General features: G+C 64.8%; 22 protein-coding genes. 1 reads left to right on the top strand and 21 read right to left on the bottom strand.

The genetic code is table 11. The annotated features are described in order from the left end of the window. Positions 1–32: 32 nt before the first annotated feature. The 9 genes from YU9_RS0105455 to YU9_RS0105415 all read right to left on the bottom strand — a co-directional run bounded on the left by YU9_RS0105455 (position 33) and on the right by YU9_RS0105415 (position 9,564). Positions 33–965 carry a carbohydrate kinase gene (locus YU9_RS0105455; RefSeq protein WP_027571866.1) on the bottom strand — a complete coding sequence of 311 codons (933 nt, stop codon included), beginning with the start codon at positions 963–965 and terminating at the stop codon, positions 33–35. Between the two features lie 5 nt (positions 966–970). Beyond that, positions 971–2,617 (bottom strand): FGGY-family carbohydrate kinase, encoded by a 1,647-nt coding sequence (locus tag YU9_RS0105450; protein ID WP_027571865.1) that lies wholly within the window; start codon positions 2,615–2,617, stop codon positions 971–973. A gap of 39 nt (positions 2,618–2,656) precedes the next feature. Then, the gene (locus YU9_RS0105445) at positions 2,657–3,430 is read right to left on the bottom strand and encodes an SDR family NAD(P)-dependent oxidoreductase (protein WP_027571864.1); all 774 of its coding nucleotides are present in this window, start codon (positions 3,428–3,430) and stop codon (positions 2,657–2,659) included. 31 nt (positions 3,431–3,461) lie between these two features. Further along, positions 3,462–4,469 carry an ABC transporter ATP-binding protein gene (locus YU9_RS0105440; RefSeq protein WP_027571863.1) on the bottom strand — a complete coding sequence of 336 codons (1,008 nt, stop codon included), beginning with the start codon at positions 4,467–4,469 and terminating at the stop codon, positions 3,462–3,464. A 14-nt stretch (positions 4,470–4,483) separates the two neighbouring features. After that, positions 4,484–5,314 (bottom strand): carbohydrate ABC transporter permease, encoded by an 831-nt coding sequence (locus YU9_RS0105435; protein WP_027571862.1) that lies wholly within the window; start codon positions 5,312–5,314, stop codon positions 4,484–4,486. A gap of 1 nt (position 5,315) precedes the next feature. After that, positions 5,316–6,188 (bottom strand): carbohydrate ABC transporter permease, encoded by an 873-nt coding sequence (locus YU9_RS0105430; protein ID WP_027571861.1) that lies wholly within the window; start codon positions 6,186–6,188, stop codon positions 5,316–5,318. A gap of 90 nt (positions 6,189–6,278) precedes the next feature. Next, on the bottom strand, positions 6,279–7,592 hold the full coding sequence (locus YU9_RS0105425; protein WP_027571860.1) for a sugar ABC transporter substrate-binding protein: 1,314 nt from the start codon (positions 7,590–7,592) through the stop codon (positions 6,279–6,281). Between the two features lie 352 nt (positions 7,593–7,944). Beyond that, positions 7,945–8,895, bottom strand: a complete 951-nt coding sequence (locus tag YU9_RS0105420; protein WP_027571859.1) for a sugar-binding transcriptional regulator — start codon at positions 8,893–8,895, stop codon at positions 7,945–7,947. A gap of 6 nt (positions 8,896–8,901) precedes the next feature. Further along, complete coding sequence (locus YU9_RS0105415) at positions 8,902–9,564, bottom strand: HAD family hydrolase (RefSeq protein ID WP_027571858.1); 663 nt, start codon at positions 9,562–9,564, stop codon at positions 8,902–8,904. 471 nt (positions 9,565–10,035) lie between these two features. On the opposite strand from YU9_RS0105415, the gene YU9_RS0105410 reads away from it, so the two are divergent. Next, positions 10,036–10,461: a cupin domain-containing protein gene (locus YU9_RS0105410; RefSeq protein ID WP_027571857.1), complete on the top strand. Its 426-nt coding sequence runs from the start codon at positions 10,036–10,038 to the stop codon at positions 10,459–10,461. Positions 10,462–10,610: 149 nt separating this feature from the next. Here the strand turns inward: YU9_RS0105410 and mmsB are convergent, their stop codons facing one another. The 12 genes from mmsB to YU9_RS0105350 form a co-directional block, all read right to left on the bottom strand. Beyond that, complete coding sequence (gene mmsB / locus YU9_RS0105405; RefSeq protein WP_027571856.1) at positions 10,611–11,801, bottom strand: multiple monosaccharide ABC transporter permease; 1,191 nt, start codon at positions 11,799–11,801, stop codon at positions 10,611–10,613. Continuing rightward, entirely contained in the window at positions 11,798–13,375 is a 1,578-nt protein-coding gene (mmsA, locus tag YU9_RS0105400) for a multiple monosaccharide ABC transporter ATP-binding protein (protein ID WP_027571855.1), read from the bottom strand. The genes mmsB and mmsA overlap by 4 nt, the downstream gene beginning before the upstream one ends. A 133-nt stretch (positions 13,376–13,508) precedes the next feature. Next, positions 13,509–14,579 (bottom strand): multiple monosaccharide ABC transporter substrate-binding protein, encoded by a 1,071-nt coding sequence (gene chvE / locus YU9_RS0105395; protein WP_027571854.1) that lies wholly within the window; start codon positions 14,577–14,579, stop codon positions 13,509–13,511. Between the two features lie 73 nt (positions 14,580–14,652). Then, positions 14,653–15,531 (bottom strand): SMP-30/gluconolactonase/LRE family protein, encoded by an 879-nt coding sequence (locus YU9_RS0105390; protein ID WP_027571853.1) that lies wholly within the window; start codon positions 15,529–15,531, stop codon positions 14,653–14,655. Continuing rightward, a complete protein-coding gene (locus YU9_RS0105385) occupies positions 15,531–16,607 on the bottom strand; it encodes an aldose epimerase family protein (RefSeq protein WP_027571852.1) in 1,077 nt (358 codons plus the stop codon). The genes YU9_RS0105390 and YU9_RS0105385 overlap by 1 nt, the downstream gene beginning before the upstream one ends. A gap of 2 nt (positions 16,608–16,609) precedes the next feature. After that, complete coding sequence (locus YU9_RS0105380; protein WP_027571851.1) at positions 16,610–17,536, bottom strand: Gfo/Idh/MocA family protein; 927 nt, start codon at positions 17,534–17,536, stop codon at positions 16,610–16,612. Then, positions 17,533–18,309 carry a FadR/GntR family transcriptional regulator gene (locus YU9_RS0105375; RefSeq protein ID WP_027571850.1) on the bottom strand — a complete coding sequence of 259 codons (777 nt, stop codon included), beginning with the start codon at positions 18,307–18,309 and terminating at the stop codon, positions 17,533–17,535. The genes YU9_RS0105380 and YU9_RS0105375 overlap by 4 nt, the downstream gene beginning before the upstream one ends. Beyond that, positions 18,306–19,286: a galactofuranose ABC transporter, permease protein YjfF gene (yjfF, locus tag YU9_RS0105370; RefSeq protein WP_027571849.1), complete on the bottom strand. Its 981-nt coding sequence runs from the start codon at positions 19,284–19,286 to the stop codon at positions 18,306–18,308. The genes YU9_RS0105375 and yjfF overlap by 4 nt, the downstream gene beginning before the upstream one ends. After that, complete coding sequence (locus YU9_RS0105365; RefSeq protein WP_027571848.1) at positions 19,283–20,275, bottom strand: ABC transporter permease; 993 nt, start codon at positions 20,273–20,275, stop codon at positions 19,283–19,285. The genes yjfF and YU9_RS0105365 overlap by 4 nt, the downstream gene beginning before the upstream one ends. Beyond that, on the bottom strand, positions 20,272–21,816 hold the full coding sequence (locus YU9_RS0105360; RefSeq protein WP_027571847.1) for a sugar ABC transporter ATP-binding protein: 1,545 nt from the start codon (positions 21,814–21,816) through the stop codon (positions 20,272–20,274). Before YU9_RS0105360 ends, YU9_RS0105365 begins: the two co-directional genes overlap by 4 nt. Positions 21,817–21,931: 115 nt before the next feature. Then, positions 21,932–22,897, bottom strand: a complete 966-nt coding sequence (ytfQ, locus tag YU9_RS0105355; RefSeq protein ID WP_027571846.1) for a galactofuranose ABC transporter, galactofuranose-binding protein YtfQ — start codon at positions 22,895–22,897, stop codon at positions 21,932–21,934. A gap of 423 nt (positions 22,898–23,320) precedes the next feature. Further along, the gene (locus YU9_RS0105350; protein WP_027571845.1) at positions 23,321–24,493 is read right to left on the bottom strand and encodes a fumarylacetoacetate hydrolase family protein; all 1,173 of its coding nucleotides are present in this window, start codon (positions 24,491–24,493) and stop codon (positions 23,321–23,323) included. Between the last annotated feature and the right edge of the window lie 83 nt (positions 24,494–24,576).

The following is a 24,576-nucleotide window of genomic DNA, read 5'->3' as shown; positions in this document are numbered from 1 at the left end:
ACAAGGGAAAGAAGGAAGAGGAAAGCGGGCTATCAGCTCCAGGTGACCTCGTGGCTCCAGGGCGGATCGGCGCCCGGACGGGTGCAGGTCAGCCCGGCGCAATTGGCGGCAAAGGACAGCGCGCGGCGAAGCTCCTCAGTGCTGATGTCCGCGAGTTGCTGCCGAGCGATGCGTCCCTGCTTGTGCAGAGCGAACAGCAGCGCGGCCTGAAAGCTGTCGCCGGCGCCGATGGAGTCGGCGACCTCGATCTTGGGCGCGGCGATCTCGATCTGCCCTGCGGCCGCATGCCAGGCGATCGCGCCATTGTTGCCGCGGGTGATGACGACGAGGCTCGTGCCCTGCCCCAGCAATGTGCTCGCGCGCTGCTGATAGGGCTCCTCGCCGAAGAGATAGGCGAAATCGACGTCCGACATCTTGATGAGATCGGCGTGTCCAGCGAACTCCGCCATGCGGGCGAGATAGGCCAGCTTGTCCTTGACGAGGTTGGGGCGGCAGTTCGGATCGAAGGAGATCGTCGAGGAGGCGCGCGCGTCTGCGATCAGGGCTTTGGTCTCCGCAGCACCCTGGTCGTTGACCAGCGTGGTCGAGCCGATATGGACGGCCTCGACCGTATCAAAGGGAATGGACCCGCGCCGGTAAGTCCAGCTCCGCGTCGCGGTCTCGGCATCGTAGAACGCGTAGTGCGACTCGCCTGCGATGATGCGGACAAAAGCGAGCGTGGTCTGGTGGTCGCTGCGGGTGGCAAGGTCGAGCGCGACGTTCGAGGCGATTGCGTGGTCTGCGATCATCCGCCCGAACAGGTCGGTCGAGATGCCGCCGACGAAACCGGTCGGCGCGCCCAGCCGCGCCATGCCGATCGCGACGTTCAGGCACGAGCCGCCGACCGCGGGCATCACCGCCTCGCGCCCCTCAATGTTTCGCGTCGGCACTAAATCGATCAGCGCATCTCCGCAAGCAATCAGCATGTCCTTCAACCTCTGGCGATGTCAGCCATCGCGGCACGGCTGCCGCGATCGACCTCGCGCAGCAGCTTGTAGACCCCACGTTTGCGCGTGTGAAAGGCGGCCATGTCGGGGGCGGTCGGCTCGCTCTTGCGCCCGAGCGCCGACATCTTGGCCATGGTCTCGCCGATCGAGGCGTAGGCGCCGCCGGCGACGGCGCCTAGCATGGCGGCGCCCAAGAGCACAGGCTCTTTCGTCTGCGGCAGGGCGACGGTGAGGCCCGTGGTGTCGGCCATGATCTGCCGCACCAGCGGGCTGCGGCTGGCACCGCCCCCCATGATCATGAGGCTGGAACGAACCCCATGCGCGGCAAAAGCCTCGATCACCTCGGCAAGCCCATAGGCGAGACCGCATAGGCCGGCGACGAACAGCCGCTCCATCGAGGCGATGTCGGTATCGAGATCGAGTCCGGCTATCACCGCGCGCGTATCAGGGTCGGCGTAGGGCGAGCGGTTGCCGATGAATTCGGGCAGCACATGGACGTCACGCGCGAGCAGCGCGGCGCGGCTGGCATCGCCGGCGCGGGCGATGATGCGGCGCTCGAGAAAATCGATGAGGTCGAGGCCCTCGCTGCGCGCCGCCACGCTCGCATCAGTGTGGCCGGGATGCGACTTGAGCAGATGATCGATCGCAGCGCCTGCGGCGGACTGGCCGCCTTCATTGAGCCAGAACTCCGGCACCATGCCGGAATAATAAGGCCCCCACACGCCGGGGACGAAGCACGGCTCCTTCGTCGTTGCCATGATGCAGGCCGAGGTTCCCATGATGTAGGCGAGACGGTCGCTGACATCGCTCGCGCCGCCCGATCCGTCGCGGCCGCCGATCGCGCCGATGCCGCCGGCATGGGCGTCGATCAGGGAGGCGCCGACCGGGGTGCCCGGCGTCAGGCCGAGCTCGGCCGCGGCAGCCGGCGTGAGACCTGCGCCGAGCCGCGTCCCCGGTGCAACGATCTCGGTGCCGATGCGGGCGTATGCCTCGTTGACGAAGTCGGACAGGCCGATGCGCTTGAAGAACGGCGCACTCCAGCCGCCGCCATCATGCGCCAGATAGTTCCACTTGCAGGTGACGGTGCAGGTCGAACGCTGCAGCGCGCCCGTGGCGCGCCAGGTCAGATAGTCCGCAAGATCGAAGAAGTGACCTGCGCCATCAAAACTCGCGCGCAGATGCCGCTTCAGCCATAACAGCTTCGGCATCTCCATCTCCGGCGAGATCGAGCCGCCGACATAGCGCAGCACGGCATCCTCGGTCTCGTTGATCAGCCGCGCTTCGGCCGTGGCGCGATGGTCCATCCAGACGATGATGTTGCGCTGTGCCTCGCCGGAACTGCTGACGGTGAGCGGCTGGCCGCGGGGATCAAGCACCACAAGGGAACAGGTGGCGTCGAAACCGATGCCGCCGATGCTATCGGGCTCGATCGCAGCTTCCGCCATCGCCGTGCGCACCGATTTGACGCAGGCTTCCCAGATGTCCACCGACGACTGCTCGACGATGTCGCCAGCTTCGTGCCAGATCCTGATCGGATGTCGCGCGGTCGCAAGCAACGCGCCCGCCTCGTCAAATACCCCTGCCCGCGTGCTCGTGGTCCCCACGTCGACGCCGATATACGCTCGCGGCATTGTCGCTCCCGGTCGCTTTCCGTCGGTTTTGACGCAAGCCTACCAGCAAGTGTAGCCGCCATCCACCAGCACGATGCTGCCGGTCATCAGGCTCGCGGCCTCCGATGAGAGGAACAGCACGACGGAGGCGATCTCCTCCACCTGCCCCATCCGCGCCATCGGAGTTCCACCGATCCAGGCGTCGTACATCTTCGGATTGCTCTTCACGAAGGCGTTGAGCGGCGTCTCGATATAGGTCGGCGCCACCGCGTTGACACGGATGCCGCGCGCGCCCCATTCGGCGGCGAGCGACTTGGTGAGGTGATGCACGGCGGCCTTGGAGGCATTGTAGAAGCACTGCTCCTGCGGCTTGTTGACGATGAAGCCGGACATCGAGCCGACATTGACGATGGACCCACTCTTGGCCTTCAGCATGTGCTTGCCGAATTCGCGGCAGCACCAGAAGGTGCCGTTGAGATTGACGTCGATGACATTGAGCCAGTGCTCGTCGGTGACGGTCTCCGCCGGCGTCTCGCTGCGCGCAATGCCGGCATTGTTGACGAGGATGTCGACCTGGCCGTGGCGGGCGACGAGGTCGTTTGCCACCTCCGCCACGCGCTTTGTGTCGGTGACATCCATGATCGCGGTCTCGACGTCAAAGCCCTTCGCCTTCAGGCTGGCTTTCGCGCTGTCGGCGACCTTGCCGTCGCGGTCGCCGATGATGACCCGGGCGCCGGCCTCGGCCAGCGCTTCCGCGCAGCCAAGGCCGATGCCCTGCCCGCCGCCGGTGATGAACGCGGTCTTGCCGTTCAGCTTGAATTTTTCCAGGTACATGATCGTCTTTCCGTTTTCTTGCCGTTTCTTGTCAGCCCCGAAGAGCGTTGCCGCTCTCGTCGAAGCGGTGAATGCGCGCAGGGTCCGGCACCAGCGACACGCGGTCGCCGGCATGCAGGCTCAATTCGCCGATATAGCGCGCCGTGAGCATGCCGAGCCGGCCGGCATCGACGTAAAGGAAGGTGTCGCTGCCGAGATGCTCGGCCACCGCAATGGTGCCCTGCCAGCCGTCGGCGCCGTCGCGCTCGATCTTCAGGTGCTCCGGCCGCACGCCGATCGTCGCGGCTCCCTTCTGAAAGGCCGGCTCGCCGGTGACGAAATTCATCTTGGGCGAGCCGATGAAGCCGGCGACGAAGAGATTCGCGGGCCTCTCGTAAAGCTCCAGCGGCGAGCCGTATTGCTCGATCTTGCCGCCGTTGAGCACGACGATCTTGTCTGCCATGGTCATGGCCTCGACCTGGTCGTGGGTAACGTAGATCGCGGTGGTGCCGAGCTGCTTCTGCAGCCGCGTCACCTCGATGCGCATCTGCACGCGCAGCGCCGCATCGAGGTTGGAGAGTGGCTCGTCGAACAGAAACGCCTTGGGCTCGCGCACGATGGCGCGGCCAATCGCGACGCGCTGGCGCTGGCCGCCGGAGAGTTCGCGCGGCTTGCGGTCAAGATAGGGCGTGAGGTTCAGCGTCGCGGCGGCCGCCTCGACCTTGCGGTTGATCTCGCCCCTCGGCAGCCCCACCATCTTCAGGCCAAAGCCGATATTGCCGCGCACGCTCATGTGCGGATAGAGCGCGTAGGACTGGAACACCATCGACAGCCCGCGCTTGGCGGGCGGCGTGTCGACGACGTTCTTGCCGTCAATCAGGATCTTGCCACCCGAGACGTCCTCGAGCCCCGCGATCAATCGCAACAGTGTGGTCTTGCCGCAGCCCGAAGGGCCGACGAACACCACGAAGGAGCCGTCGGCGATATCCAGGTCGGCGCCCTTGATGATGTGCACCGGGCCGAAGGATTTCTGCACGCCCTGAAGTGTGATCTGACCCATGGTCCCGCAGCCCCCTACTTCACCGCGCCGAAGGTGAGCCCGCGCACGAGCTGCTTCTGGCTGAACCAACCGAGGACGAGAATGGGCGCGATCGCCAGCGTCGAGGCCGCCGACAGTTTTGCCCAGAACAGCCCTTCCGGGCTCGAATAGGAGGCGATGAACGTGGTCAGCGGCGCAGCGCTCGAGGTGGACAGGTTCAGCGTCCAGAACGCCTCGTTCCAGGCCAGGATGAGATTGAGCAGCAGCGTGGACGCCAGCCCCGGAATCGCCATCGGCGTCAGCACGTAGACAAGCTCGCGGCCGATCGTGGCGCCGTCCATGCGTGCGGCTTCGAGGATGTCGCGCGGGATCTCCTTGAAATAGGTGAACAACATCCAGATCACGATCGGCAAGTTGCCGAGGCAGAGGATGAAGACGAGGCCGATGCGGGAATCGAGCAGGCCAAAGGACTTGTAGATCAGGTAGATCGGCACCAGCACGCCGACCGGCGGCATCATCTTGGTCGAGAGCATCCAGAGCAGGATGTCCTTGGTGCGTTTGGTCGGCGAGAACGCCATCGACCAGGCCGCGGGAATGGCGATCAACAGCGCAATCAGCGTCGAGCCGCCCGCGATGATGATCGAGTTTATCGCGTGGTGCAGATAGTCGCTGCGCTCCTGCACGGTGGCATAGTTCTCGGTGGTCCAGTGGAAGAACAGGAAGGATGGCGGGACCGCGAATGCCTCGAGCTCGGTCTTGAAGCTCGCCAGCCCCATCCACAGGATCGGGAAGAAGATCAGGAAGCCGAACAGCCAGGCCGTCGCCGTCGATATCGCCACCCGCCGCGTCGTCGCCATCCGTGCCATGTCAGGCCTCCAGGTTGCGGCCGACGATGCGGACCAGGAAGAAGGCGACGATATTGGCGATCACCACAGCGACGAGGCCGCCCGCCGACGCACTGCCGACGTCGAACTGGATCAGCGCCTGCGAATAGATCAGGAAGGCAATGTTGGTGGTCTGCAGGCCCGGTCCGCCGCCAGTCGTGACGAAGATCTCGGCGAACACCGTGAGCAGGAAGATGGTCTCGATCAGGATCACCACCGTGATGGGCCGCGCGAGGTGCGGCAGAGTGATGTAGATGAAGGTCGAGACCGCGCTGGCACCGTCCATCTCGGCGGCCTCCTTCTGCTCCTCGTCGAGCGATTGCAGCGCGGTGAGCAGGATCAGCGTCGCGAACGGCAGCCATTGCCAGGTCACGATCAGGATCACCGCAAACAGCGGTACATCGTTGAACCAATCGATCGGCGTCAGGCCGAACAGCGAAGCGAGCCAGGCGAACAATCCCGACACTGGATGCATCAACAGGTTCTTCCAGACCAGTGCGCTCACCGTCGGCATCACGAAGAACGGGGCGATCACCATCAGCCGCACGAAATTGCGCCCGATCACGGGTTGGTCCATCAACAGCGCCAGCGGAATGCCGAGCAGGATGGTCAGCGCCAGCACGGAGCCAACGAGCACCAGCGTATTCTGGAGCGAGGCAAGGAAGGCGGGATCGGTGAGGAAGTAGCGGAAATTTTCCAGGCCGACGAACGATTCCGAGCCGGGATCGAGCAGGCTGTAATGCAGCGTCGAGAAATAGATCGTCAGCGCCAGCGGGACGATCATCCAGATGAACAGCAGCCCGACGGCCGGCGTCAGGAGCGACCGTGCAAGGAATTGCGTCTGCCGGGTTGCCACTGGCTTCTCCTCTGCCGCGGAAGAAGGCGGCCATCCATCCGGGGATAGGCGGATGGCCGCGAGTCTGAGCTCAGGAGGAAGAGCTCGGGTTCATTTGATGTAGCCGGCGCGCTTCATCTCGCGCTCGGTTGCGGTTTGCGCGGCGGAAAGCGCCGCATCGACGGTGGTTGAGCCCGCAAGCGCCGCGGAGAATTGCTGGCCCACCTGGGTGCCGATGCCCTGGAATTCAGGGATCGCGGCGTATTGCACGCCGACGTAAGGAACGGGCTTCACCGTCGGCTTGTTGGGATCAGCGGCGTCGATCGAGGCCAGCGTCAGCTTGGCGAACGGCGCGACCTTCAAATAGTCGGGGTTCTGGTAGAGCGAGGTGCGCGTGCCCGGCGGCACATTGGCCCAGCCCTCCTTCGACGCCACCAGCTTGGTGTAGTCCTTGCTGGTTGCCCAGGCGATGAACTTCTCGGCCGCTTCCGTCTTCTTCGACCCGGCGGGGATCGCCAGATTCCATGCCCACAGCCAGTTGGCGTTCTTGCCGAGCCCGGTGTTGGGCGCGAGCGCGAAGCCGACCTTGTCGGCGACCTTGGAGTCCTTGGGGTTGGTGACGAAGGACGCCGCCACCGTGGCGTCGATCCACATCGCACATTTGCCGGCGTTGAACAGCGCCAGATTCTCGTTGAAGCCGTTGGAGCTCGCGCCGGGCGGGCCGGCTTCCTTCATGAGGTTCACATAGGTGGTGAGCGTCGTCTTCCATTCCGGCGTGTTGAACTGAGGCTCCCACTTCTCGTCGAACCAGCGTGCGCCGTAGGAATTGGCCATCGCCGAGAGGAACGCCATGTTCTCGCCCCAGCCGGCCTTGCCGCGCAGGCAGATGCCGTAGGTGCCGCCGCTCTTGTCAGTGAGCTTCTTGGCGGCGTTGATCACGAAGTCCCAGGTCGGCTTCTCCGGCATCTTCAGGCCGGCCTTCTCGAACAGATCGGTGCGGTACATCACCATCGAGCTTTCGCCGTAGAACGGCGCGGCATAGAGCTTGCCGTCGGCGGAGACCGCGTCCTTGATCTTGGGCAGGAGGTCGGCGACGTCGTAGTCGGCACCGAGATTGGCCAGCGGCACCAGCCAACCCTTCTTGGCCCAGATCGGCACCTCATAGGTGCCGATGGTGAGGACGTCGAACTGGCCGCCCTTGGTGGCGATGTCGGTGGTGACGCGCTGGCGCAGCACGTTCTCCTCCAGCGTCACCCATTTCACGGTGATGTCGGGGTTCTTCTTGGTGAACTCACCCGTCAGCCCCTGCATGCGGATCATGTCGCCATTGTTGACGGTGGCAATGGTCAGGGTCGTTTCGGCCATCGCGGGGACGGCCAGCAGCAGGCAAGACGCGCCGCAGACGGCGCCCAGGACATGTTTCACGGTGACCTCCCTTGGAACTCGCGCTTTTGAGCATATGCCCACGCGTTGGGCGTATGTTCAACGGAGGGACGGCCGTTGTCAAGCAGCCGCGTGGGTATCTGCGCAACTTATGAGTGCTGCGGTGCGGGAGCGATTGCGCATCGGGCGGGTGCAGCAATGACGGCAATTGTCGGAAACAAGCGCCGCGGCATGCTCCACCTCTCCCGCTTGCGGGAGAGGCCGTATCGCATCGAAGATGCGATACGGGTGAGGGTTTTATCCTCTTGGGGAGTCCCAGCGAGGAGACACCCTCTCCCCGACCCTCTCCCGCAAGCGGGAGAGGAGCGCAGTCCCGGTGCGGCGTAGCGCGTGCCTACCGCTCCAGAATGGCCCTTGCCGTCGCCTCGTCCGTGATCAATCCGTTGATCAGGCCGCCGCTCAGCGCGGCCGCGATCGCCGGGACCTTGGCAGCGCCGACGGCGGCGCCGATCGTCGTGGTCCTCGCCGGCACTTCCGGCGGAATGCTGGTGAGGCGCTTGTTGGTTCCGGCCTTGAGCAGGCGGCCTTTCGCGTCATAGGCCCAGCCGGTGATCTCGCCGATGGCACCCAGGCGCATCATCTCGAACAATTCGTCGCGGGTGACGAAGCCGTCGATGTGCACCTGCGCCTTCTGGTCCATCTGGCCGACGCCGACGAGGCGCAAATCCGCCTTGGCTGCGACCGCTTTCACCTTGGCGATCGGCTCGATGCGCACCATCCTGTTGCGCTCGTCCTCCGACGACATCAGGAACGGCAGCGGCATCGGATAGTGCCGCGCGCCGGTGCGGTCGGCGAGCCGGCCGACGGTGTCGTAGAAGCTCGCCGATCCGTCGGCCGAGATGTTGCCGACCAGCGAGACGATCTGGTGGTTGGGCCGGTCGATCGGCGTGACGCGCTCGACCGCGGCGCGCACCGCTCGCCCCGTGCCGAGCGCGACGATGACCGGCGTCTCCGAGCGCAGCGTGGAGTCGAGCAAATTCGCGCAGCGCTCGGCAATTCCAGCCACCGCCTGCGGCGCGGCGGGATCGGCCGGAACCACCTCGCAATGGACGAGATCGAACCGCTCCTTCAGCCGCGCCGCCAGTTCCATGCACGCGGCGATGGGATGCTCGAGCCGGAAGGTGATGAGCCGCTCGGCGAGGCACAGCGAGACCAGCCGCTGCGCCGAGGCGCGCGAGACCTGGAGCATCTTCGCGATCTCGTCCTGGGTGTGGCCGGCAATGAAATAGAGCCACCCGGCGCGCGCGGCGTCGTCGAGTCTCGCCTTGTCGTTCTCGGCGGCCATGCGGGCTCACACCTCCCAGAAATCGCTCATGCGCGCGAAGACCCGATCGGCCCCGGCGGCGGACAATATAGCGCGGCCGTCGCGGCTGCGATAATGGCCGCCGCCGACGAATCCCCAAACGGTCATGCCGGCCGCCTTGCCCGCCTGCACGCCGCTGACGCTGTCCTCGATCACCAGCGTGCGTGAAGGCAGTGTGTGCATGTTCTCGGCTGCATGGAGAAAGAGATCGGGCGCCGGCTTGGCGCGCCTGACCATCTGCGCGGTATAAAGCCGATCGCCGAAATACGGCTTGAGGCCGGTGACATCCAGCGAGAGCGACACGCGGTCGATGTCGCTGGACGAGGCGACACAGAACGGCACGGTCAGCCCAGAGATGACTGCCTCGACCCCGGGGATCGGCTCGAGCGAGACGGCAAACGTCTCCAGCACGCGCGATTTCAATCGCGACAGAAAGCCATCCGGCACGACCTGTCCGAGATCGCGGTAGTGCTGCTCGATCGCCTTGGTGCTGCGTCCGAGAAACAGCTCGAGCGCCTGCTCCTCGCTGAGCACGAGACCGAATTCAGCCAGCACCTCGGACAGGCAGCGACAGCTCAGGAGCTCGCTGTCGACGAGCACGCCGTCGCAGTCGAAAATGATCAGATCGGGCTTTGGGCGGCTCTGGTCCATCCGAGCATTCGATCATATACCCATCACCTGAGCAATAGCTCAAGCGGGCAAGCCCCTCGGCGGCCCTTCCTGAACCTCAATGCGCCCGAGCAAGGCCAGAGCACCCAGACCGCCCTCTCGCTGGCGCCACGCAGCACTAGGAGATCGCGCCCGAGCGGATCCACCCCACGATCGCCTAAACCAGCTGCAAACCATTCCGCAAGCCAGCGATAGAGCGATGCATTCAGCGCACGGTCGGAAAAGATCGCGACGCGGCCGGGAAGGAAGAGGTCGCGGCGTCGCGGCCCGACTGGTCGAGCCGCTCGTCTCCGACACCAATGCGCTGCCTCGGTCGCATTGTATGGCGCCGTTGCGGCACTGCACAGCAAGGGCACCTGCTCCATGTGGGTCTCGGGTAGTTTGGCTTCCTCCGTCTTGGCTTCCTGGCGTCGTGCGCTAATATCGCGCTCCACACGACTGGATGAGTTCGCCATGCCTGAGATCATCAACCTTGGCGCGCTGCAGCTGACGTTCCTACAGAGCAAGGATGACACCGCCGGCGGCCTCGACCTATTCGAGATGACGCTACAGCCGAACGCGCGCATGCCGATTCCGCATTATCACGATCGCTGGGACGAGACGATCTATGGACTCAGCGGCATCTCGACCTGGCGTATCGACGCGAAGGAGATCGACGTGGCGCCGGGCGAAAGCCTCTTCATCAAGCGCGGCGTGGTGCACGGTTTTATCAACCGTTCGCCCCGACCGGCGACCTGCCTGTGCATCCTCAGCCCCGGCGTACTCGGCCCACAATACTTCAAGGACATGGCGGCCCTGCTATCCACCGGCGCGCCTGATCCGGCCAAAATGAAGGAAACGATGCTGCGCTACGGGCTGGTTCCGGTGTTGCAATCCTGAGGATGAGTGCGGCGCGAGCAATCGAGTCAGCTGGCCAAAGCGCTTGCCACAGCTCAAGGGCGAAGGCGCGCTCGCCGCTTTCGTCGTAGTCATGGAAAAGGTGGGCACGGCGCAAGGGCGCCTCTGCCCACCCTACAAAGTTACTGAAACTATCGCCGCTGGTTGTAAACGTCGATGCACACCGCTCCCAGCAGCACCAGGCCTTTGATGACCTGCTGATAGTCGATGCCGATGCCGAGGATGGACATGCCGTTGTTCATCACGCCCATGATCATGGCGCCGACCACGGCACCGCCGACGCGGCCGACACCGCCATAGGCCGAGGCGCCGCCGATAAAGCAGGCGGCGATGACGTCGAGCTCGAAGCCGAGACCGGCCTTCGGGGTCGCGGTGTTGAGGCGCGCGGCGAAGACGAGGCCGGCGAGCGCGGCCAGTACGCCCATGTTGACGAAGGTGAGGAAGGTCAGCCGCTCGGTCTTGATGCCCGACAGGCTTGCCGCCTTGGCGTTGCCACCGACCGCGTAGATCTGCCGGCCGATCACGGTGCGACGGGTCACGAAACCATAGAGGGCGATCAGCGCACTCATGATCACCAGCACGTTGGGCAGACCGCGATGCGAGGCGATCAGGTAGGTGAAATAGAGCACGGCGCAGGCCAGCAAAATGCTCTTGCCGAGAAAGAACGCGTAGGGCTCGACCTCGATGCCGTGCGACTGCTCGCGCGACCGGCCCTTGGCGCTGGCGTAGACGAGGCCGAGCGCGAGCACGGCGCCGATGAGCATGGACGTCGGATGCAGCGTGCCGGCCTCGGGCAGCAGCTCCGGAATGAAGCCCGAGGACAATTTCTGGAAGGTCGGCGGGAACGGGCCGAGCGACTGGCCCTGCAACACCGCCAGCGCCAGTCCCTTGAACACCAGCATCCCCGCCAGGGTGACGATGAAGGACGGGATCTTGAAATAGGCCACCCAATAGCCCTGTGCGGCGCCAATGGCGGCACCGACCAGGAGGCAGACGATGAAGGCAAGCGTGTAATCGACCTTGTAGGTCACCATGAGAACAGCGGCGACAGCGCCGATGAAGCCCGCGACCGAACCGACCGAGAGGTCGATATGGCCGGTGACGATCACCAGCAGCATGCCGAGCGCCATGATGACGATGTAGCTGTTCTGCAGCACCAGATTGGTGAGGTTGAGCGGCTGCAGCAGCGTGCCGCCGGTGACGACCTGGAAGAACAGCATGATCGCGACCAGCGACATCAGCATGCCGTAGTTGCGCAAGTTGTTCTTGATGAAGCTGCCGTGCCGGCGCTCCTCGGGCAGCGACACCGTCTTGTCGGTCATGGCTGCAATCCTCCCATCTCCGCGGCCGCGGGCGCGGCGTTCCCAATGCTTCGTTCGTTGCGCATGATGGCGCGCATGATCTTCTCCTGCGTCGCCTCCGATCCCCTGAATTCCCCTACGAAGGCCCCGTCGTTCATGACGCAGATGCGGTCGCAGATGCCGAGCAGTTCGGGCATCTCCGAGGAGATCACCACGACGCCGCGGCCGGCTTCCGCCAGCTCGTTGATGATACAGTAAATCTCGTATTTGGCACCGACGTCGATACCCCTTGTCGGCTCGTCCAGGATGAGAACCTTGGGGTCGGTCATCAGCCATTTCGACAGCACGACTTTCTGCTGGTTTCCGCCGGAAAGCTGGCCGGTCTCCTGGTAGACGTCGGAGCAGCGGATCCGCATCCTGCTGCGGTAGTCGCTGGCGACCTTCAGCTCGGCGATGTCATCGATCACGCGGCCGGGCGCGACCTGGTCGAGGCTCGCCAGCGTGATGTTCTTGCGGACGTCGTCGGCGAGGATCAGGCCGAGCTGCTTGCGGTCCTCGGTGACATAGGCGAGGCCGGCGTCGATCGCGGCCGCGACGCTCGGCAGCGCCATCTCCCTGCCCTCGAGGCGGAGGCTGCCGCTGATATTGGTGCCCCAGGAGCGGCCGAACAGGCTCATGGCGAATTCGGTGCGGCCGGCGCCCATCAACCCGGCAATGCCGACGACCTCGCCGCGCCTGACGCCGAAATTGACGTTCTTGATCACCTGCCGATCGGGATGGATGGGGTGATAGACCGACCAGTTCGCGACGTCGAGCACGGGCTCGCCGATCTTCACGCTACGCTCGGGGAAGCGGTGCGCCATATCGCGGTTCACCATGCTGCGGATGATGCGGTCTTCCTGGATCGGCTCGGCATGGCAGTCGATGCTGTCGACGGTGCGGCCATCGCGCAGCACGGTGATGTGGTCGGCGACCTTGGCGACCTCGTTCAGCTTGTGCGAGATTAGGATCGAGCCGATGCCCTGCTCGCGGAACGCCATCAGGCGTTCGAGCAGCGCAGCGCTATCGGCCTCGTTGAGGCTCGCAGTCGGCTCGTCCAGGATCAGCATCCGCACCCGCTTGGATAGTGCTTTGGCGATCTCGACGAGCTGCTGCTTGCCGACTCCGAGATCGGTGATCAGCGTATCAGGCGATTCCCTTAGGCCGACCTGCGCCAGCAGCTCGCGCGTGCGCCGGTACACTTCGTCACGATCGATGACGCCGAGCTTCGACGGCGGATGCGACAGGAAGATGTTTTCCGCGATCGACATCAGCGGGATCAGTGCCAGCTCTTGATGGATGATGATGATGCCGAGCGCCTCCGAATCGTTGATGTCGCGGAAGCGCCGTTCCTCGCCTTCGAAGACGATGGTGCCCTCGTAGCTACCATGCGGATAGACCCCGCTCAGCACCTTCATCAGCGTCGACTTGCCGGCGCCGTTCTCGCCAACGAGGGCGTGGATCTGCCCGGCGTGAACCGAGAAGTTGACGTCACGCAGCGCCTGCACACCGGCAAAGCTTTTGCTGACGTTGCGCATCTCCAGCATGGCGGTCATGGCTTCGTGTCCCTAAATCAACGTCGTTCCGGGGCGCCCGTAGGGCGAACCCGGAACCTCGAGATTCTCAGGTGCGCAATCGCGCACCATAGTTCGATGCTTCGCATCGCCCCGGAATGACGGAGCAAGAAATTTACTGGAACTGCGCCTTCTTGTAGTAGCCGCTGTCGACCAGCACCTTCTCCCAATTGTCCTTGTAGACCACCACCGGCTTGAGCAGATAGGACGGCACGGTCTTGACGCCGTTCTCATAGGTCTTGGTGTCGTTGACGGTGACCTCCTTGCCGGCGAGCGCGGCGTCGACCATGTCGGCAGTCACCTTGGCGAGGTCGCGGGTGTCCTTGAAGATGGTCGAAGACTGGTCGCCGCGCAGCATGGCCTTGATCGAGGGCACCTCGGCGTCCTGGCCCGAGATAACAGGCATGGGCTGGTCGGCGCTGCCATAGCCGACGCCCTTCAGCGAGGAGATGATGCCGATCGAAATGCCGTCATAGGGCGACAGCACGGCATTGATCTTCTTGTTGCCGTAGTAGGCGCTGAGCAGATTGTCCATGCGCGCCTGCGCGGTGGCGCCGTCCCAGCGCAGGGTCGCTACCTTGTCCATGCCCATCTGGCCGGACACGACGACGAGCTTGCCGCTGTCGATATAGGGCTTCAGCACGCTCATCGCGCCGTTGTAGAAGAAGTAGGCATTGTTATCGTCGGGCGAGCCGCCGAACAGCTCGATGTTGAAGGGACCCTTCCCTTCCTTGAGACCGAGGCCTTTTTCGATCGATTGCGCCTGGAGCACGCCGACCTGGAAATTGTCGAAGGTCGCATAATAGTCGACGTTCGGCGTGCCGCGGATCAGGCGGTCATAGGCGATCACTGTGATGCCTTTTGCTTTCGCCTGCTTGAGCACGTCGGACAGCGTGGTGCCGTCGATCGCAGCGATCACCAGCGCCTTGGCGCCTTTGGTCACCATATTCTCGACCTGCGAGAGCTGGTTCGGAATGTCATCCTCGGCATATTGCAGGTCGGTGTTGTAGCCGCGCTCTTTCAGCACCTTGACCATGTTGTTGCCATCGTCGATCCAGCGCGCCGACGATTTGGTCGGCATGGCGATGCCGACCGTCGCCTTCTGGGCGGAGGCGGTGACGCCTGCGGCCATCGTGGCAGCACCGGCCAGCGCCAGCGCGAGAAATGTCGTCTTCAATTTCAGCATATTTCACTCCCTTGGGTGTCAGACTGTCTTCTTCGTAGCGTCGAGAACGTGGTCGTGGGCTGCTTCTGGTCTCCTATGCGAGCTTGACGTCGGGTTCCGCGCGTCCGCGCGCGGATGCCTCCAGTAAAAAAGTGCAACCGGCTTGCGGATCGGCGGCGCGCGCGGCCGCGTCCATGTCCTGCCATGCCGAGGTGACGAGGAGGCGCGACAGATCGGGGCCGACGAAGGCGGGACAGCTCGCCTGCTTTGCCGGCACGCTCAGCGAGCGAAGGCGCTCGCCTTGCGGAGAATAGACATCGATACGGCCCGCACCCCAGCAGGCATTCCAGATCTTTCCGTCGGCGTCGCATACTGACCCATCTAGGCCGCCGATGCCGGTGTGGCGCAACAGCACCTCCGGCTCGCCGCGTGGCAGGCCGGTCGCAGGATTGAGCGGCACCGCGTAGAGCACGGCGCGCAAGGTGTCAGTGAAGTAGCCAGTGGCACCGTCAGGCGAGAAGCAGATCGAATTGGGAATGCTGATGCCGGGAAACAGTGTCGAGATCTTGCCGCGATGGAGCGCATAGATCGCGCCCGCCTTCGGCTCGGCCCTCTTGCCCATGGAGCCGATCCAGAACGTTCCGGATTGATGCACACGGCAATCGTTTGAGCGCGTCGCCGGATTGTCCGCTTCGAGCGGACAGAACAGCGTAATCGCGCCGTCGGCGAGTGTGCGGATGTAGAGCCCGTCTTCCGCCACGATCAACTGCCGCTCGGCATCGATGCGTCCGAGCGCGCTGGCCATCCGGCCGAGTGCGTGGACGCGAATGCCGCCGCTGCCGAGCCGCGCCTCGAACAGCAGCCCTTCACGGATGTCGAACCACCAGGCCGTATCGGTGGTCACGTCATAGGTCGGACCTTCGCCGAGATGGCAAGGATGGTCCGAGAGGACAGTCGTGGGCACCTGTTCCATCATGGCGACCTCACTGAAAAGCGATAAACCGTGTGATGGCGATACACCCCGCCGGGATCAAGGCGCGGGCTCGGGAAGTCCGGCCTGTTCGGCGCGTCAGGCCAGATGTGCGGCTCCAGGCACATGGCGTCCGATTGACGGATGAGCTTGCCGCCCTTGCCCGAAACGGTGCCGTCGAGATAGTTGCCGGAATAGACCTGGAGCCCGGGCTGATCGGTGAACAGCTCCATGATGCGCCCGGAGCGTGGCGCCTCGAGGTGCGCCGCGAGCGCAAGCTTGCCGTCGCGCCCGAGGCAATAGGTGTGATCGTAGCCCCTGCCGTTTCGCAATTGCTGATCGCTCTCACGGATCCGCTCGCCGACCGGCCGCCACTCGCGGAAATCGAACGGCGTGCCGGCAACCGCGCGCGGCGGTTCCGGCAGCGGAATGGCCGTGGCATCAATGGCAAGGAAATGGTCTGCTGCGACCGTCAGCTTGTGATCGAGAATGGACCTACCCGATGTCGCACCCTCGAGATTGAAGAAGCTGTGGTTGGTCAGGTTGACGATGGTTGGCCGGTCCGTCCGCGCCTCCATGACGAGCGACAGTTCGGTCGGGCCGGTCATGCGATAGGTCAGGCGGACGTCGAGCTGGCCGGGATAGTTCTCTTCGCCATGCGGGCTGACATAGGTGAGCGTTACCGCGGGCTCGGCGCCCTCGTCGATGTCCACAATCTCCCAGAGCTTGCGATCAAAACCCTCGAGCCCGCCATGCAGCGCATTCGGACCGTTGTTGACGGGAAGCTGCACCGTCTCGCCATCGAGCGAAAACTGTCCTTTGGCGATGCGGTTGGCGTAGCGGCCGACCGTGGCGCCGAAGAATTTTCGTTCGGCGAGGTAGGCGGCAAATGTGTCGTGGCCGAGCACGACGTCATCGTAGCCGCCTAGCGCGTCCGGCGCGATCAGCGCTTGCAGCACGGCGCCGTAGGTGATGATGCGCACCTCGAAGCCGCCCTCGCCGCGCAGCGCGACGCGCTCGACCTTGCTGCCATCCGGCAGCGTCCCGAAGACGTCTCTTGTGATTTTTGATGCGGCCATGCTCAATCCACGAACGGTTCGACGATCGTGCGCTTGCCCAGCAGGAAGGCGTCGGCGACGAGGCGAAGCGGCGTCAGGTCGACGTCACTTGCGCCGGTCGCCGCGAGCTCGACGAAGCGCCGGTAGAGTCCGCGATATTCCTCATCCGGCGCCTCGGCAAGCACCTTGCCATCGACGGCCATGCGCGCGCCACCGCTGGACAGAATCAGCCGGCCTTGATCGGTTTCGACAAGGATATCCCAGCTCTGCGGCCCGGTCTGGCGGAAATCGAACTCGGCAGTCACAGGCAGACCGCTGATATCCGTCAGTGTCAGGTTCGCCGCGATCGGCGCTTGGCGGTTGGCTGGAAAGGCCAGCTCGGCCGCGGTGACGAACACCGGCTTCGGCAGAATCCTGGTCAGGATCGACAGCGCATTGATGCCCGGATCGAAAACGCCGAGACCGCCCGGCTCCCAGATCCAGCCCTGGCCGGGATGCCAGACACGGACGTCTTCCTTCCAGCTGATGTGCACGGATTTGATGCGGCGCTCGGCGAGCCATTGCCGCGCCGGCTCGACCGCAGGCGCATGGCGCGAATGCCAGGTCGCAAACAGCGTTCGCTTTGCCTCCGCCGCCATCGCGATCAGCGGATCGAGCTCGGCGACGCCGGTGCCCGGCGGCTTCTCCAGCATGACATGTTTGCCGGCAGCGAGCGCGGCTGCCGCCTGGGCGCGGCGCACCTGCGGCGGCGTGCAGAGCGAGACCGCGTCGATCGGCGGCCCTTTTTCCAGCAATTCCTCAATGGTAGCGAAATGCGGCAGTCCCGGCAGCGAGGCGTTGCGGCTGGCAACCGCGGTCAGCGTCGCACCCGGCACTGCGGCGATGGCGCCGACATGCTGGTCGCGCGCGATCTTGCCGAACCCGACGATGGCGATGCGAAGCTCGGTCACGATCTTTCTCCAGATTTCGCGGATGGCAGCGCCTCGCCCGGCGCAGTCTCGATCGCGGCGTCCTCGTGGCGATGCATACCGTTGTGAATGACGAAGATCATCGCCTCGGAAGCGGCGTCGGCGTCGCCGCCGGCGATGGCATCGACGATCTTCTGATGCCAGAGCAGCACAGTGTCGCGGTCCTCCGGCTCGACCGGGGCACTGAGCAGGAACGAGGCGCGCAGCGCGGCCTCGATGACATGCCCGATCGAGCGCATGAACAGATTGCCGGAGGCACGCGCCACGGCCACATGAAGCGCGAGATCGGCATCGGCAAAGCCCACCGAGTCGGACGCCTCATGCCGCATGCGCTCCATGCTGCGGCGGAGCTCGACCAGGTCCTCCTCGGACCGCTGCGCCGCTGCGAGCATCGCCGCACGCGGCTCGACCGCGAGACGGATCTCGGCAAGATCGTTGAGGAAGCGCTTGTCGATTCCGGCGTCCAGGTGCCAGGCCAGCACGTCGGCATCGAACATGTTCCAGGCGCCGCGCTCGCGCACGACGGTGCCGACCCGCGCCTTGGTGGTGAGCAGCCCCTTGGCGACCAGCGTCTTCACGCTCTCACGCAGCACCGGCCGCGACACTCCGAACATCGCGATCATCTCGGCATCACCTGGCAGCCGCGTCCCCTCCGCATAGCGGCCGGCGATGATGTCGACGCCGATCGAGCGAGCCACTTCCGCATGGTTGGAGTGGGCCCGCCGCGTCGGGATGACGACGATGCGCGAGGTCATGTGGTTGCTCCTGCACTCTTCCTCACCGGCCGGCGTGCAAGCGCAACCAGCCCCTGCTGCAAGGCGATGAAAGCGAACAGCAGCACGCCGGTCGCAATCTTGGTCCACCAGCTCGACAGCGTGCCGTCGAAATTGATGTAGGTCTGGATCAAGCCCTGGATCAGCACGCCGAGGAAGGTGCCGATCACCGAGCCCTGCCCGCCCGTGAGCAGCGTGCCTCCGATCACGACGGCCGCAATGCTGTCGAGCTCGACGCCGACGGCGGAGAGCGAATAACCGGCGCTGGTGTAGAAGGAGAAGACGATGCCGGCGATCCCTGCGAGCAAGCTCGACAGCATGTAAATCTTGATCGTCATTTTGCCGACGGCAACGCCCATCAGGCTTGCGGTCGTGCGACTGCCGCCGAGCGCATAGACGTTGGCGCCGAACCGCGTGAGATGCAGCAGCATGGCGCCGCCGATCACGATCGCGATCATGATGATTGCGATCGCCGTCAATCGCCCGCCGCCGGGCATCCGCAGCGCGAAGTCCGACACGGTGGAATACACCGGCGCGGCGATCGGCACCGATTCCGTCGACAGCAGGAAGCTCGCGCCGCGAGCGAGGAACATCCCCGCCAGCGTCACGATGAAGGGCGGCAGGTCGAAGACATGGATGATCGCGCCCATCGCCGCGCCAAAGGCCACTGACAGCGCGAGGATGGCGACGAAGGCGACCAGCGGCGGCACGCTCCAGCGCTCGATCGCCAGCGCAACGAACACGGTGGTGAAACCGATCACCGAGCCGACCGAGAGATCGATCCCGCCGGAGATGATGACGAAGGTCATGCCGACAGCGACGATGCCGAGAAAGGCATTGTCGGTGAGAAGATTGCCGACCACGCGGGTGGAAGCGATGTTGGGGAATTGCATAGCGCATAGCGCAAAGCCCGCGACGAGCACGATGGCCGTGATCAGGACGGGCGGCAGGCCTTTCATGCCTTGGTCCTCCGCAGCGGCGCGGCGATCGCGGCGAGGCCAGAGAATTTCGGCGATTGCAGCAGCAGCACCGCGAGCACCACCACCGCCTTGACCAGCAGGTTGAACTCCGGCGGATAGCCGGACAGGAGAATGCCGGTATTCATGGTCTGGATGATCAGCGCGCCAAGTACGGCCAGAACGAGGCTGAAGCGGCCGCCGAACAGCGAGGTGCCGCCGATCACCACGGCGAGAATAGCATCGAGCTCGAGCCAGAGGCCGGCATTGTTGGCATCCGCGCCCATGATGTCGGCTGCCGCGATCACGCCGGCGAGCGCTGCGCAGACGCCGCACCAGACATAGACCGAAAGGATCATGGCGCGCGTGCCGACACCGGCGAGCTCGCTCGCCCGCGCGTTGCCGCCGGTCGCCTCGATCAGGAGGCCGAGCGCCGAGCCGCGCACCACCGCACCGGTGAGGATCAGCATGCCCAAGGCGATCACGACGGGCACCGGCAGGCTGAGCACCGAGCCATTGCCGAGCCAGACCAGATCCGGCGATGAGAAGGTCACGATCCGCCCCTCGGTGATGAGCTGGGCGATGCCGCGCCCCGCCACCATCAGGATCAGCGTCGCCACGATCGGCTGCATGCCGAGCACGGCGACGAGAAAGCCGTTCCACAATCCGCAGACGAGGCCCGCACCAAGCGCGGCCGCCAGCACCATCGGCAGGCCGTGACTGTCGGCAAGGCTCGCCGCGATCGCGCCGCAGATCGCCATGACCGCGCCGACCGAGAGATCAATGCCACGCGTCGCGATCACCAGCACCATGCCGAGCGAGAGCAGCGCGACCGGCGTGCCGCGGTTGAGCACGTCGATCAGGCTACCGAACAGCCGGCCGTCCTGGAGGCGCAGGTCGAAGAATTGCGGCGACACCACGCGGTCGACCGCGAGGATGACGATCAGCGCCAGGATCTGGGCAATGCCGCGGCGCGGCAGCAGCGCTGTCATGCGTGAGCCCCATGTGCTGGGGCAGCACCGTCGGCTGCAATGGCCACGAGAATGTTGCCGACGTCGATCGCCTCGCCCGCGAGCTCCTCGATATGGGCCCGGTCGCGTAGCACCACGACGCGGTCGGAATAGGTCACGATCTCGTCGAGTTCAGAGGAGATCACGAGCAGCGAAAGCCCGTTATCGCAGAGCTCGCGGATCAGGCGGATGATTTCGGCATGCGCGCCAACGTCGATGCCGCGGGTCGGCTCGTCCAGCACGAGAAGCCGCGGCGAGGTCGCGAGCCAGCGCGCCAGCAGCACTTTTTGCTGGTTGCCGCCGGAGAGCAGGCCGACGGGACGCTCGGGATCGGGCGGTCGGATGTCGAGCATCTTGACATAGCGGCGCGCGATCTCGTCCTGCTCGCGGCGCGACAATGGCCGATGCAGGCCGCGCTTGGCCTGGAGCGCGAGCACGATGTTCTCACGCACGCTGAGCTCGGCGACGATGCCATCGGTCTTGCGCTCCTCCGGACAATAGCCAAAGCCGTGGCGCACGCCGTCGCGCGGCGACTGCAGCCGCACCGGCGCGCCCCCCACCCTCGCCTGCCCACGGTCCGCGCGCTCGGCGCCGAACACCAGCCGCGCCGTCTCGGTCCGGCCCGAGCCGAGCAGGCCGGCGAGACCAACGACCTCGCCGTGGCGCAGCTCGAGATTGAAGGGCGCGACATAGCCGGCCTTGCCGTAACTCTCGAAGCTCGCACAGACCTCGCGGGCCTGATGCTCGCGCGTTGCCGCCCGCGCGCTGGTGGTTTCCGCAAGCTCGCGGCCGAGCATCATGCGGATCAGCTCAAGGCGCGGCAGCGAGACGGTCTCGCGCTCGCCGACGAGGCGGCCATTGCGCAGCACGGTGATGCGGTCCGATATTTCGTAGACCTGGTCGAGGAAGTGGCTGACGAAAACAATGCCGATGCCTCGCCCGGCGAGCTTGCGCATGATGCCGAAGAGAATCTCGACCTCGTGACGGTCGAGGCTCGCCGTCGGCTCGTCCAGGATCAGCACGCGCGCGGAGAGATCCACCGCGCGAGCAATCGCGGTGACATGCTGGACGGCCACCGAATAATTGCCGAGCGGCGCGGCGACGTCGATGTCGAGGCCGAAATCCGCGAGCAACGCCTTTGCGCGGCGGCGCATCTCGCCTTCGCGCACGATCGCGAAACGCATGGGCTGGCGGTCGAGGAACAGGTTCTGCGCCACCGAGAGGTTCGGCAGCAGATTGACCTCCTGGTAGACGGTGGCAATGCCGGCCTGCAGCGCAGCCTTGGCCGAACGCGGCGCAACCTCTTCACCACCGAGCCTGACAGTGCCGGCATCGCGCGGAAATACGCCGGTGACGACCTTGATCAGCGTCGACTTGCCGGCGCCGTTCTCCCCGAGCAGCGCATGAATCTCGCCGGCGCGCAGCGTGAAATCGACCTCCTGCAACGCGCGCACCGCACCAAAGCTCTTGCTGATCCCGCGCACCTCCAGCAGCGGCAGAGCAGGATCAAGGCTGTTTTCCATCGCGACGTCACTCCCACCGGCGCCCGCACATGATGCGGACGCCCAGCCTATTCGTTCGCGCAGCGGTTTCGAAGGGGGCCCCGGACCGCTGGAAGCAGTCCGGCGTATGCCCGCCTCAGTAACCGAGGCCCTTCTTGCTGTCGTAGATCTTCTGCGGATCGTCGGCCGCGGTATAGAGCTTGGACTCGGTCTGGATCCATTTCGGCGGAACCGTGCCCTTGTCCTTGAAGGCCGCGATGGCATCGAGCGCGGGCCCGGCCATGTTCGGCGTCAGCTCGACCGTGGCATTGGCTTCGCCGGCGGCCATCGCCTTGAAGATGTCGGGGACCGCGTCGATCGAGACGGTGAGGATCTCCTTGCCGGGCTTGAGGCCGGCTTCCTTCATCGCCTGGATCGCGCCGACCATCATATCGTCGTTGTGGGCATAGACCGCGCAGATCGACTTGCCGCCGCCTTCGGCCTTGATGAAGCTCTCCATCACCTCCTTGCCCTTGGCGCGGGTGAAGTCGCCGGTCTGGCTGCGCACCACCTTCAGGTTCGCATGCTTGGCAATCGCAGTGTCAAAGCCCTTCTTGCGATTGGCGGCGACGCTGGCGCCGACCGTGCCCTGCAGTTCGACGATGTTGCAGGCCTTGGTTCCGACAGTCTTCGCCAGCCAGTCGCCGGCGACCTCGCCTTCATGCACGCTGTCGGAGGTGACGGCGGTGAGATAGAGGTCCTTGCCGGAAGGATCGATATCGCGGTCGAGCAGCACGACCGGGATCTTGGCCTCCTTGGCTTCCTTCAGCACCGACTCCCAGCCCGTCGAGACGACAGGCGCAAGGAAGATCGCATCGACGTTCTGCGCGATGAAGGAGCGGATCGCCTTGATCTGGTTCTCCTGCTTCTGCTGCGCGTCGGCGATCTTGAGATTGACCTGGCGCTTGGCGGCTTCCTGCTTGGAGACCGACGTCTCAGCCGCCCGCCAGCCGGATTCCGATCCGATCTGCGAGAAACCGATGGTGAGCTGGCCGGCACTGGCCGGCAGTGCGAGCAGCAAGGCGGCCATGGCGCTGGCCGCAAAGAGGACTTTAGGGGTCATCAGGCGTGTCTCCCAACATGTTTATCCGGGGCGTCGATTGGTAGCATGGCACCCGCTGGCCGGCCTTTGACCCGACGGAAGGCACTATTTCACGGAAGATGGGTTCCGACTAGTCATATTATTTGACTATTTAGGGGAAAATACGCAGAGCGGCGGCGCGCCCTACTATGACACGCTCAGCGCGATTTTGTTCCGGAGATGCAATGCGGAGATGAAGGAAGTTTTGCGCCGATGCGGGCGGCGTTAGCGGCCGTCGCAGCAAAGGTGCGCTCCCTCGCCCCGTTCTTACGGGGAGAGGGTTGGGGTGAGGGGCCGCTTCCGCAAAGATGGTGACAGAGAGACTCGCGGAGAGCCCCCTCACCCGATTCGATCTTCGATCGAATTCGACCTCTCCCCGCAAGCGGGGCGAGGTGAAGCCCGCCGCTAAATCAGCTTGCGCTGCGCCAAGTTCTTCATCAGCGCGCCGATGCCGAAGGTCCAGGGCTCGCACTCGTCGCTGGTGCGCATGCGGTTGACGAGCTTGCCGAGCTGGGGCGCCGAGATCGTGACGATGTCGTCGCGCTTGTGGGTGAACCCCTGCCCCGGCGCATCGCGATCCTTCACGGGAGCAAACATAGTGCCGAGGAACAGCACGAAGCCGTCAGGGTACTGATGAATCTTGCCGATGGTCTGCGCAACGAGATCGGTCGGATCGCGGCTGATCTTGCTGATCGAGGAATGGCCGTCGAGAACGAAGCCGTCCGTGCCCGTGACGTTCAGGCTGATGTCCAGCTTGCGCGCGTCGTCGAGCGTGAAGGTGTCGTCGAACAGGCGCAGCAGCGGGCCGATCGAGCACGAGGCGTTGTTGTCCTTGGCCTTCGACAGCAGCAGCGCCGAACGTCCTTCGAAGTCGCGCAAGTTGACGTCGTTGCCCAGCGCGCCGCCGACGATCTTGCCGCGGCTGGAGACAAACAGCACGAGCTCGGGCTCCGGATTATTCCAGGTCGATTTCGGATGCAGCCCGGCATCCATGCCGGTGCCGACCGAGGATAGGGTCGGCGCCTTGGTGAAGACCTCGGCATCCGGGCCGATGCCGACTTCGAGATACTGGCTCCACGCGTTCTGATCGATCAGCACCTGCTTCAGGTGCATCGCCTGGTCCGAGCCCGGCTTGAGCTTTGACAGATCATCGCCGATCAGCCGCGTCACCTCTTTGCGGATTGCCTCGGCCGAGGCCGGATTGCCCTTGGCGCGTTCCTCGATGACGCGTTCCAGCATCGAGATCGCGAAGGTGACGCCGGCGGCTTTTAGGGTCTGGAGATCGACGGGCGCGAGCAGCCACGGCTTCTTGGGATCACGACCATCGGGCGCGGTATTGGCGACAATGGCTTCGAGATCGCCGATGCGCTCGCCCCTGGTCGCAGCAAGTGCCTTGGCCGGATTGTCCTCTTCGCAGAGCGCGCTGATGGTCGGAAAATCGGCGGTGACGTCGAACACGCCATCGCCGCGCACAGCAACGACGGCCGGACCATTCACCTGGGGCAGCCAGACACGGCCGGCCAGCGTTCCCCGCGTTCCATCCTCGGGGAGAAGGTCTTTCACCGTCAATGTCGTCATGGCCGCGTCCTCGCTGTTTTTCAGGACCAGCCGCATTCAACCAGCGGCCGGCCCGATTCGCGAAGACCAATAAACGTCTGGCG

The organism is Bradyrhizobium sp. WSM1743, assembly GCF_000473065.1.
Lineage (GTDB): Bacteria > Pseudomonadota > Alphaproteobacteria > Rhizobiales > Xanthobacteraceae > Bradyrhizobium.
The sequence above is the reverse complement of the archived record's forward strand: the minus strand, read 5'-3'. Positions and strand labels throughout refer to the sequence as shown.

Coding starts and splice junctions, on each gene's coding strand:
- YU9_RS0105455 (WP_027571866.1), bottom strand. CDS start 965: ATGCTGATTGCTTGCGGAGATGCGCTGATCGATTTAGTGCCGACGCGA.
- YU9_RS0105450 (WP_027571865.1), bottom strand. CDS start 2,617: ATGCCGCGAGCGTATATCGGCGTCGACGTGGGGACCACGAGCACGCGG.
- YU9_RS0105445 (WP_027571864.1), bottom strand. CDS start 3,430: ATGTACCTGGAAAAATTCAAGCTGAACGGCAAGACCGCGTTCATCACC.
- YU9_RS0105440 (WP_027571863.1), bottom strand. CDS start 4,469: ATGGGTCAGATCACACTTCAGGGCGTGCAGAAATCCTTCGGCCCGGTG.
- YU9_RS0105435 (WP_027571862.1), bottom strand. CDS start 5,314: ATGGCACGGATGGCGACGACGCGGCGGGTGGCGATATCGACGGCGACG.
- YU9_RS0105420 (WP_027571859.1), bottom strand. CDS start 8,895: ATGGCCGCCGAGAACGACAAGGCGAGACTCGACGACGCCGCGCGCGCC.
- YU9_RS0105415 (WP_027571858.1), bottom strand. CDS start 9,564: ATGGACCAGAGCCGCCCAAAGCCCGATCTGATCATTTTCGACTGCGAC.
- YU9_RS0105410 (WP_027571857.1), top strand. CDS start 10,036: ATGCCTGAGATCATCAACCTTGGCGCGCTGCAGCTGACGTTCCTACAG.
- mmsB (WP_027571856.1), bottom strand. CDS start 11,801: ATGACCGACAAGACGGTGTCGCTGCCCGAGGAGCGCCGGCACGGCAGC.
- mmsA (WP_027571855.1), bottom strand. CDS start 13,375: ATGACCGCCATGCTGGAGATGCGCAACGTCAGCAAAAGCTTTGCCGGT.
- chvE (WP_027571854.1), bottom strand. CDS start 14,579: ATGCTGAAATTGAAGACGACATTTCTCGCGCTGGCGCTGGCCGGTGCT.
- YU9_RS0105390 (WP_027571853.1), bottom strand. CDS start 15,531: ATGGAACAGGTGCCCACGACTGTCCTCTCGGACCATCCTTGCCATCTC.
- YU9_RS0105385 (WP_027571852.1), bottom strand. CDS start 16,607: ATGGCCGCATCAAAAATCACAAGAGACGTCTTCGGGACGCTGCCGGAT.
- YU9_RS0105375 (WP_027571850.1), bottom strand. CDS start 18,309: ATGACCTCGCGCATCGTCGTCATCCCGACGCGGCGGGCCCACTCCAAC.
- yjfF (WP_027571849.1), bottom strand. CDS start 19,286: ATGAAAGGCCTGCCGCCCGTCCTGATCACGGCCATCGTGCTCGTCGCG.
- YU9_RS0105365 (WP_027571848.1), bottom strand. CDS start 20,275: ATGACAGCGCTGCTGCCGCGCCGCGGCATTGCCCAGATCCTGGCGCTG.
- YU9_RS0105360 (WP_027571847.1), bottom strand. CDS start 21,816: ATGGAAAACAGCCTTGATCCTGCTCTGCCGCTGCTGGAGGTGCGCGGG.
- ytfQ (WP_027571846.1), bottom strand. CDS start 22,897: ATGACCCCTAAAGTCCTCTTTGCGGCCAGCGCCATGGCCGCCTTGCTG.
- YU9_RS0105350 (WP_027571845.1), bottom strand. CDS start 24,493: ATGACGACATTGACGGTGAAAGACCTTCTCCCCGAGGATGGAACGCGG.